General features: G+C 65.1%; 8 protein-coding genes. All 8 read right to left on the reverse strand.

The window, feature by feature from the left end; translation table 11 throughout:
• Positions 1 to 162: 162 nt before the first annotated feature.
• Positions 163 to 1314, reverse strand: coding sequence for an RIP metalloprotease RseP (gene rseP, locus AC630_RS19660; RefSeq protein ID WP_074120122.1), 1152 nt, complete (start codon positions 1312 to 1314; stop codon positions 163 to 165).
• A 43-nt stretch (positions 1315 to 1357) separates the two neighbouring features.
• Positions 1358 to 2581 (reverse strand): 1-deoxy-D-xylulose-5-phosphate reductoisomerase, encoded by a 1224-nt coding sequence (gene dxr / locus AC630_RS19665; protein WP_074120123.1) that lies wholly within the window; start codon positions 2579 to 2581, stop codon positions 1358 to 1360.
• A 4-nt stretch (positions 2582 to 2585) separates the two neighbouring features.
• Entirely contained in the window at positions 2586 to 3428 is an 843-nt protein-coding gene (locus AC630_RS19670; RefSeq protein WP_143198166.1) for a phosphatidate cytidylyltransferase, read from the reverse strand.
• Positions 3425 to 4183 carry an isoprenyl transferase gene (locus tag AC630_RS19675; RefSeq protein ID WP_074120124.1) on the reverse strand — a complete coding sequence of 253 codons (759 nt, stop codon included), beginning with the start codon at positions 4181 to 4183 and terminating at the stop codon, positions 3425 to 3427. Before AC630_RS19675 ends, AC630_RS19670 begins: the two co-directional genes overlap by 4 nt.
• A gap of 9 nt (positions 4184 to 4192) precedes the next feature.
• Complete coding sequence (frr, locus tag AC630_RS19680) at positions 4193 to 4756, reverse strand: ribosome recycling factor (RefSeq protein ID WP_074120125.1); 564 nt, start codon at positions 4754 to 4756, stop codon at positions 4193 to 4195.
• Positions 4757 to 4824: 68 nt separating this feature from the next.
• A complete protein-coding gene (pyrH, locus tag AC630_RS19685) occupies positions 4825 to 5541 on the reverse strand; it encodes a UMP kinase (protein WP_074120138.1) in 717 nt (238 codons plus the stop codon).
• Positions 5542 to 5602: 61 nt separating this feature from the next.
• Positions 5603 to 6526: a translation elongation factor Ts gene (gene tsf / locus AC630_RS19690; RefSeq protein WP_074120126.1), complete on the reverse strand. Its 924-nt coding sequence runs from the start codon at positions 6524 to 6526 to the stop codon at positions 5603 to 5605.
• Positions 6527 to 6664: 138 nt separating this feature from the next.
• Entirely contained in the window at positions 6665 to 7660 is a 996-nt protein-coding gene (locus AC630_RS19695) for a 30S ribosomal protein S2 (RefSeq protein ID WP_074120127.1), read from the reverse strand.
• Between the last annotated feature and the right edge of the window lie 283 nt (positions 7661 to 7943).

Consider the following 7943-nt stretch of genomic DNA (forward strand, 5'->3'; position numbering starts at 1 on the left):
CTTATTCCGTACCAGACCCAACCCCAACGCCGGTCTGGGAGATTCCCCAAGTTCAGGCCGCTTGTAGCCAATTTCACCGACGCCGCAAACGGCTGAGCGCGCCGTAATTTCAATTTCATTCCAAGACGTTGCTCAACAGCAACGCCACAAAAAAAGCCCCGATCAGGAAGCCGCCATCCGCAGGATGTCGTTGTAGGTCGCAAACACCATCAGCATCAGCACCAAGCCCAGCCCGATTCGGAATCCCATCTCCTGAGTCCGCTCGGACAAGGGCCGGCCGCGGACCACTTCCGCCGCATAGAACATAAGGTGACCGCCATCGAGCAGCGGGATCGGAAACAGATTCAGCAGACCGATCGACACCGACAGCACCGCGCACAGATTGATCACGAACTGGAACCCGGCGCTGGCCGCCTGCCCCGACATCTTCGCGATGCCGAGGACGCCGCTGACCTCGTTGGGATTGCCTTGTCCGACAAACAGCGAGCCCAGGAACTTGAAGGTGCTGGTGATGATGAACCAGACCTGCTCGACCCCGATCTTGAGGGCCTCGCCTACCCCGACCGGCGCGGTCGAGGCCTCACCAGCCTGCGACTTGTGTTCGACACCGAGCACGCCGACACGGTGGCGGTTGCCGAAGGGATCCTTGCGCTCGAGCAGCGCCGGCGTCGCGCTCAGCGACACGATGGCGCCGTCCCGCTTGACCTGGAAAGCAAGCGCCGAACCGGCGTTCATCGCAACGATTCGCTGCATGTCGGCAAAGCTCTCGATCGGCTTGCCGTCGATCTGGACAACGACGTCGCCGATCTTGAACCCGGCCGCAGCGGCAGCGCCATCGGCAACGACGCCGTCGACGCGCGCGATCGTGCTCGGCTTGCCGTAGTACAGCGCCATGCCGGCGAAGATCAGCGCGCCGAGGATGAAATTGGCAACCGGTCCGGCCGCGACGATGGCGGCGCGCGGGCCAACCTTCTTGTGGTGGAAGCTGCCGGCGCGCTCCTCGGGCGTCATGGCCGCGAGCGTCTCGGCCGAGGGGGTCGAGGCCTCGCTCTCGTCGCCGAAGAACTTGACGTAGCCGCCGAGCGGGATCGCCGAGATCTTCCAGCGGGTGCCATGGCGGTCATTGAAACCGATCAGCTCGGGTCCGAAACCGAGCGAAAAGGTTAACACGCGAACGCCCGCCCAACGTGCGACCAGAAAATGGCCGAGCTCGTGGAAGAACACGACGATGGTCAGGACGAACAGGAAGGGAACTACGTAGCCGAGGAGCCCGTGGCTCAACGTGCTGAAACTATGGACAAAAAGGTCAAACATCGATTTCCCTTATCCAGCGCCGCAAGGCTCTGGCCCGAACCATCTAGGATGCCTTTAAGGCAATTTGAGGCAATAGGGCGGCAGCTCTATTTCGCGCAACATGGTCAACGGAGATTGCATCGTCGGCGGAGGTCAGCGGCGCCTGGTTCCCGCCACGGATCCAATCCTCCAGCGTCGCCTCGACCAGACGGGCAATGGCGCCGAACCGGATCTTGCCGGCGATGAAGGCGGCGACCGCGACCTCGTTGGCGGCGTTGTAGACCGTAGTCGCCCCCTTCCCGGTCCGGAGCGCGTCGTAGGCAAGGCGCAAACCGGGGAACCGCTCGAAGTCCGGCGCCTCGAAGGTCAGCTGGCCGATCTTGGCCAGATCGAGCTTGGCGGCCGGCCCCTTGATGCGGTCGGGCCAGCCGAGGCAGTGCGCGATCGGCGTGCGCATGTCGGGCGCGCCAAGCTGGGCCACCACCGAGCAATCCGAGAACTCGACCATGCCGTGGATGATCGACTGCGGATGAACGAGGACGTCGATCTCGTCCGGGCTCAGCGCGAACAGATAGGACGCCTCGATCACCTCGAGCCCCTTGTTCATCATCGAGGCGGAGTCGATCGTGATCTTCTGGCCCATGCTCCAGTTCGGATGCTTCAGCGCCTGGGCGAGCGTGGCCTGCTCGATGTCGGCGCTCTTCCAGGTCCGGAACGGCCCGCCCGAGGCCGTGATGATGACACGGACGAGCTCATCGCGATTGCCTGAGCTGAGCGCCTGGAACAGCGCGTTGTGCTCGGAGTCGGCCGGCAGGATGCAGGCGCCCGCTTTCGCCGCGCGCTGCATGAAGAAATCGCCGGCGCAGACGAGACATTCCTTATTGGCGAGCGCGACATGGGCACCGCGATCGACCGCCGCCAGCGCCGGCTTCAGTCCGGCCGCGCCGCTGACAGCCGCCATGACCCAGTCGGCCGGACGCGCGCCGGCCTCGATCACCGCGCTTTCGCCGGCGCCGCATTCGGTGCTCGTTCCCGCCAACGCGGCCTTGAGCTCGCCGAGCTTGGAGGTGTCGGCGATCGCGACGTAGCGCGCGGAAAATTCCTTCGCGAGCTTTGCCAGCGCTTCGACATTGCCGTTCGCCGTCAGCGCCTCGACACGGTAGCGCTCGGGAGAGGCGCGCAACAGATCCATCGTGCTGTCGCCGATCGAGCCGGTGGCGCCGAGGACCGTGACGCTGCGGACGGCAGATGCCACAGCCTTGTTGTTACGCAATGGGACCGCGCTCATATCTTCACCAAACCATAAGTCCGCTTCCGGCGCTATGCACACCATGGCGGAGGAAGCCGATAATCCATGCCATCAGGATGGCGGCGACAAAGCCGTCCAGGCGGTCCATAAGCCCGCCATGGCCGGGAATTAAGTGACTGGAATCCTTGACCCCGAAGCGCCGCTTCACCGCGGATTCGAAGAGGTCGCCGGCTTGCGATACCACCGACAGGACGGCGCTGACGAGCAGCAGCGGAACCGCCTTTCCGACACCGAACGCGGCAAAGCCGGCCGCAACCGCAAGGCTCGCGGCAAAGCCGCCGAGCGCTCCGGCCCAGGTCTTCTTCGGGCTCACGCGCGGCCACAGCTTCGGCCCGCCGATGCCACGACCGGCGAAATAGCCGCCGATGTCGGTCGCCCAGACCACGAGCAGCACGAACATCAGCGCGGCGAAGCCATTCACGAGATCCTGCCGCACCAGGATCGAGGCCAGCAGCGCCGCCGATGCATAGGCGAATCCGGCAGCCGCCCACACGAACTTGCCCCGCGCGATCAGCGTCACGATCGCGCCGCCAATGAGGCCTGTGATGACAGCGGTCTTGAGTGCGCCGAAGGCGACGCAGAAGCCCATGACGGCGAGGACAATCGTCCCGGAGGCGGTCAGCGCAACGGATCCCGCGCCAACCACCATCAGCCATTCCGCGAACAGCCCGATCGCCACCAGGGTGACGAGAAGCGCCCACAGCCAGCCGCCGGCATAGGCGAGCGCAATGGCGAGCGGCGCCAGCACCAGCGCTGCGAGGACTCGCATCACGAGATTGCTTGAGGCAGGCGCGGAGCCCGCCGGTGCGGCGTCGGGTTCGCTCACGAGGCGGTTTTCGCGACCAGGCCGCCGAAACGGCGCTCGCGCCTGGCGAATTCGGCGATCGCGCTTTCCAGCGCCGCCTTGTCGAAATCGGGCCAGTGGATCGGCACGAAGACGAGCTCGCTATAGGCAGCCTGCCACATCAGGAAATTGGACAGGCGCTGCTCGCCGCTGGTGCGGATGATGAGATCGGGATCTGGAATGTCGGGCGCATCGAGATGGGCACCGAGTGTCTCGGCGTCGATCGTGTCAGGATCGCGCCTGCCCTCCGCGACTTCGCGCGCGAGCTTCTGCGCCGCTTTCGCGATCTCCTGCCGCGAGCCGTAGTTGAAGGCGACGACGAGCGTTAGGCGCGTGTTGTCGCGCGTCAGCTCCTCCGCCTCATTCAGGAGCGCGCAGATGTCGCCTTCGAGCCCCTCGCGCTCGCCGATGATGCGAACCTTGACGCCGTCACGATGCAGGCTCGCCAGATCGTTGCGGATGAAACGCCGGAGCAGCCCGAAGAGATCGCCGATCTCGCTCGCCGGGCGCGACCAGTTCTCCGAAGAGAAGGAGAAGATGGTGAGATAGCGGATCCCGAGCTCGTGCGAGGCGCGAACCACGCGGCGCAAGGCTTCCACGCCCCGGCGATGCCCCTCCGCACGCGGCAGGCCGCGCGCGGCCGCCCAACGCCCGTTGCCATCCATGATGATGGCGACATGCGCAGGCGCCTCGGACCGGTCGGGTCCTTCCGTTGCGGGCGCGGCGGCGTTGGACATGAGGCGGCCTTAGACGGTGAGGATTTCTTTTTCCTTGGCGGCCAGCAACTGGTCGATCTCGGCGATCGTGCCGTCGGTCGCCTTCTGCACATCGTCGGCGTGACGCTTCTGATCATCCTCCGACATCTCGTGGTTCTTCTCGAGCTTCTTGAGAACGTCGAGACCATCGCGGCGGACGTGGCGTGCGGCGACCTTGGCGGCTTCCGCGTATTTATGCGCGACCTTGACGAGCTCCTTGCGGCGCTCCTCGTTGAGCTCGGGAATGCGCAGACGCAGGACCTGGCCTTCGGTCGCAGGCGACAGACCAAGATTGGAATCGACGATCGCCTTCTCGACCGGCTTCACCATCGACTTGTCCCAGACCTGCACCGAGATCAGCCGCGGCTCCGGCACGCTGACGGTGGCGAGCTGGTTGAGCGGCATGTGGCTGCCGTAGGCCTCGACCTGGACCGGGTCGAGCATCGAAGCCGATGCGCGGCCGGTACGCAGGCCGCCAAGCTCGTGCTTCAGCGACTGGACGGCGCCCTGCATGCGGCGCTTCACTTCGTTGATGTCGAAATTACCCGTGGCCATCTCGCTTCTCCTTCAAAATCCCGGCGACCTCTCCCGCGCCCTTTCCTCAGGGCGCGACCGATGAGCCGTCAGCCGGCGACGATGGTTCCGTGGCCGCTGCCACGCAGAATCGCGCCGATCGAACCCGGCTCCGCGATCGAGAACACGATGATAGGCAGCAACGTCTCGCGGGCAAGCGCGAAGGCGGTCGCATCCATAACCCTGTAGCCGCCCTCGATCGCCTGCGAATGCGTCAGCCGGTCGAACCTCGTGGCGGTCGGATCTTTCTTCGGATCGGCCGAATAGACGCCGTCGACGTTGGTCGCCTTCAGGACCGCCTGCGCGCCGATCTCGGCAGCACGGAGCACGGCGGTCGTATCGGTGGTGAAGAACGGATTGCCGGTTCCGCCGCCGAGCAGCACGATCCGGCCCTCGGCGAGGTATTTGTGCGCCGCGGTGCGGGTGAACAGTTCGGAAATCTCGGGCATGACGAAGGCCGACAGCGTGCGCGCCGGCGTGCCCTTGCGCTCGATCGCCGCTTCCAGCGCGAGGCAATTCATCATGGTGGCAAGCATGCCCATGGTGTCGCCCGTCGGGCGCGACACGCCGCGCGAAGACACCTCGACGCCGCGTACGATGTTGCCGCCGCCGATCACCACCGCAACCTCGGTGCCGAGATGGCGGGCGGCGATCAGATCGTCAGCAACCCGGTCGACGGTCGGCTGATCGATGCCAAAACCCTGCTGTCCCGCGAGGTATTCGCCGGACAGCTTGATCACGACGCGACGATAGACCGGATCAGTCATGAGCACTTTTCCTTGTCCGGGCGCCGCTTCCGGCGGCACGCCGGAAGGAACGTTCGAGCGCTTACTTCTTGCCGCTGGCCGCCGCGACCTCGGCCGCGAAGTCGCTTTCCTGCTTCTCGATTCCCTCACCGAGAGCATAGCGCACAAAGCCGGCGATCTTCACGGCGCCGCCGACCTTGCCTTCGGCTTCCTTCACCGCCTGCGCCACCGACTTGCCGGTGTCGTGGATGAAGGCCTGCTCGAGCAGGCAGACTTCCTTGTAGTAGGTCTTCAGGCCCGACTCGACGATCTTCTCGATCACGTTCTCCGGCTTGCCCTGCTGACGATACTTGTCGGCGAGCACGTCCTTCTCGCGCTTGACGACCGCCGGATCGAGACCGGACGGATCGAGCGCAAGCGGGTTGGCGGCGGCGACATGCATCGCGATCTGGCGGCCGAGCGCTGCGAGCTCGTCGGCCTTACCGGGCGATTCCAGCGCCACGATCACGCCCATCTTGCCGGCGCCATCGATCACGGCACCATGAACGTAGTGCGACACGACGCCCTGGCTCACTTCGAGCGAAGCGGCGCGGCGCAGCGTCATGTTCTCGCCGATGGTGGCGATCGCGTCATTGACCGCGGTTTCGATCGTGACGTCGCCGACCTTGGCGGCCTTGATCTTCTCGACATCGGCGCCGACGTCGAATGCGACCTGGGCGATCATCTTGACGAGGCCCTGGAACTGGCCGTTGCGCGCGACGAAGTCGGTTTCGGAGTTGACCTCGACCACGACGCCCTTGGTGCCCTTGGTGAGCGCGCCGATCAGGCCCTCGGCCGCGACGCGGCCCGACTTCTTGGCGGCCTTGGACAGACCCTTCTTGCGGAGCCAATCCTGCGCCGCTTCCATGTTGCCGTCGTTTTCGGTCAGCGCGGCCTTGCAGTCCATCATGCCCGCGCCGGTCGACTCGCGCAGGTCCTTGACCATCGCAGCTGTGATCGTTGCCATCGTTGGAAATCCTTCTTGCCTGCCGGTTTGCCGCGGCGTGGCACCCAATTGCCCCCGCCGCGGTCCATCTCAGGAATTCGCGTCAACTGAATGAAATGGTGGCCGGATCCTGTCCGGCCAACCCATCGCTCTTTTTGACTATTCCGCTTCCGCGGTCAGCGCCTTGGCCTTGGCCACCCAGGCATCCGCGCGGCTGGGCAGACCGACTGCTTCGCCGATCGTGTGCGCGGTGTCGTGATCGAGCTCGGCGAGCTGCCAGTAATGGAAGATACCGAGGTCGTTGAACTTCTTCTCGATCGCACCCGACACGCCCGGGAGCTTCTTGAGATCGTCGGCGGTGCCGCGCGGACCGGCAAGGCCCTGGAAGCCGCTCGACGAGGCAGCCGGCAGATCTTCAGCGAGCGGACGAGCCGACGCACCGATGTCGATTCCCGAATCGCCCTGGGCGCGCGAGATACCGTCGATCGCCGCACGCGCGATCAGATCGCAATAGAGCGCGATCGCACGGCCGGCATCGTCATTGCCCGGCACCACATAGGTGATGCCTTTGGGGTCCGAATTGGTGTCGACGATCGCGGCGACCGGGATGTTGAGCCGCTGGGCTTCCTGGATCGCGATGTCTTCTTTGTTGGTGTCGATCACGAAGATCAGGTCGGGCAGACCACCCATGTCCTTGATGCCGCCGAGCGAGCGGTCGAGCTTGTCGCGCTCGCGCTGAAGCGTCAGGCGCTCCTTCTTCGTGTACGAATTGGCTTCGCCGCCCGCCAGGACCTCGTCGAGGTGACGCAGGCGCTTGATCGAGGCCGAGATCGTCTTCCAGTTGGTCAGCGTGCCGCCGAGCCAGCGCGAATTGACGAAATACTGCGCGCAGCGCTTGGCAGCGTCCGCGACGCCGTCCTGCGCCTGGCGCTTGGTGCCGACGAACAGGATGCGGCCGCCCTTGGCGACGGTGTCGCTGACCGCCTGCAGGGCGGTGTGCAGCATCGGCACGGTCTGCGCGAGGTCGACGATGTGGATGTTGTTGCGAGCGCCGAAAATGAACGGAGCCATTTTCGGATTCCAGCGGTGCGACTGGTGACCAAAGTGCACGCCAGCTTCGAGCAGCTGACGCATGGTGAAATCGGGTAGTGCCATCGTTCTAATTCTCCGGTTGGTTCCTCCGGAAGCGTGTGAGCAAAACGGAGCGTTGTCGCCCCGGCTGCCACCGGACGGCCTTGTGAGCCATGCTTCCGTGTGAGATGGCGCGCTATATAGCGCCATTTCGGCCAGAAGCAAGGAAATAAGGGCCTTTCGGGGCTTTTACCGCCCGCGAAAGGCCCATTCCGGCATTTCCGCCCTGCCCGCTAGCACTTTGGCTGGTTGGGCGGGCACTTTTTCGGGGCTGCCGCAGGCGGACGTGGCGGCGGTGCGGCCGGCC

Origin of the sequence: Bradyrhizobium sp. AS23.2, from assembly GCF_001908185.1 — a bacterium.
GTDB lineage: Bacteria > Pseudomonadota > Alphaproteobacteria > Rhizobiales > Xanthobacteraceae > Bradyrhizobium.

What these genes read in the sequence shown, in the direction of transcription:
- pyrH (WP_074120138.1), bottom strand. Translation starts at nt 5,541, where the DNA reads ATGACTGATCCGGTCTATCGTCGCGTCGTGATCAAGCTGTCCGGCGAA.
- frr (WP_074120125.1), bottom strand. Translation starts at nt 4,756, where the DNA reads ATGGCCACGGGTAATTTCGACATCAACGAAGTGAAGCGCCGCATGCAG.
- rseP (WP_074120122.1), bottom strand. Translation starts at nt 1,314, where the DNA reads ATGTTTGACCTTTTTGTCCATAGTTTCAGCACGTTGAGCCACGGGCTC.
- dxr (WP_074120123.1), bottom strand. Translation starts at nt 2,581, where the DNA reads ATGAGCGCGGTCCCATTGCGTAACAACAAGGCTGTGGCATCTGCCGTC.
- AC630_RS19675 (WP_074120124.1), bottom strand. Translation starts at nt 4,183, where the DNA reads ATGTCCAACGCCGCCGCGCCCGCAACGGAAGGACCCGACCGGTCCGAG.
- tsf (WP_074120126.1), bottom strand. Translation starts at nt 6,526, where the DNA reads ATGGCAACGATCACAGCTGCGATGGTCAAGGACCTGCGCGAGTCGACC.
- AC630_RS19695 (WP_074120127.1), bottom strand. Translation starts at nt 7,660, where the DNA reads ATGGCACTACCCGATTTCACCATGCGTCAGCTGCTCGAAGCTGGCGTG.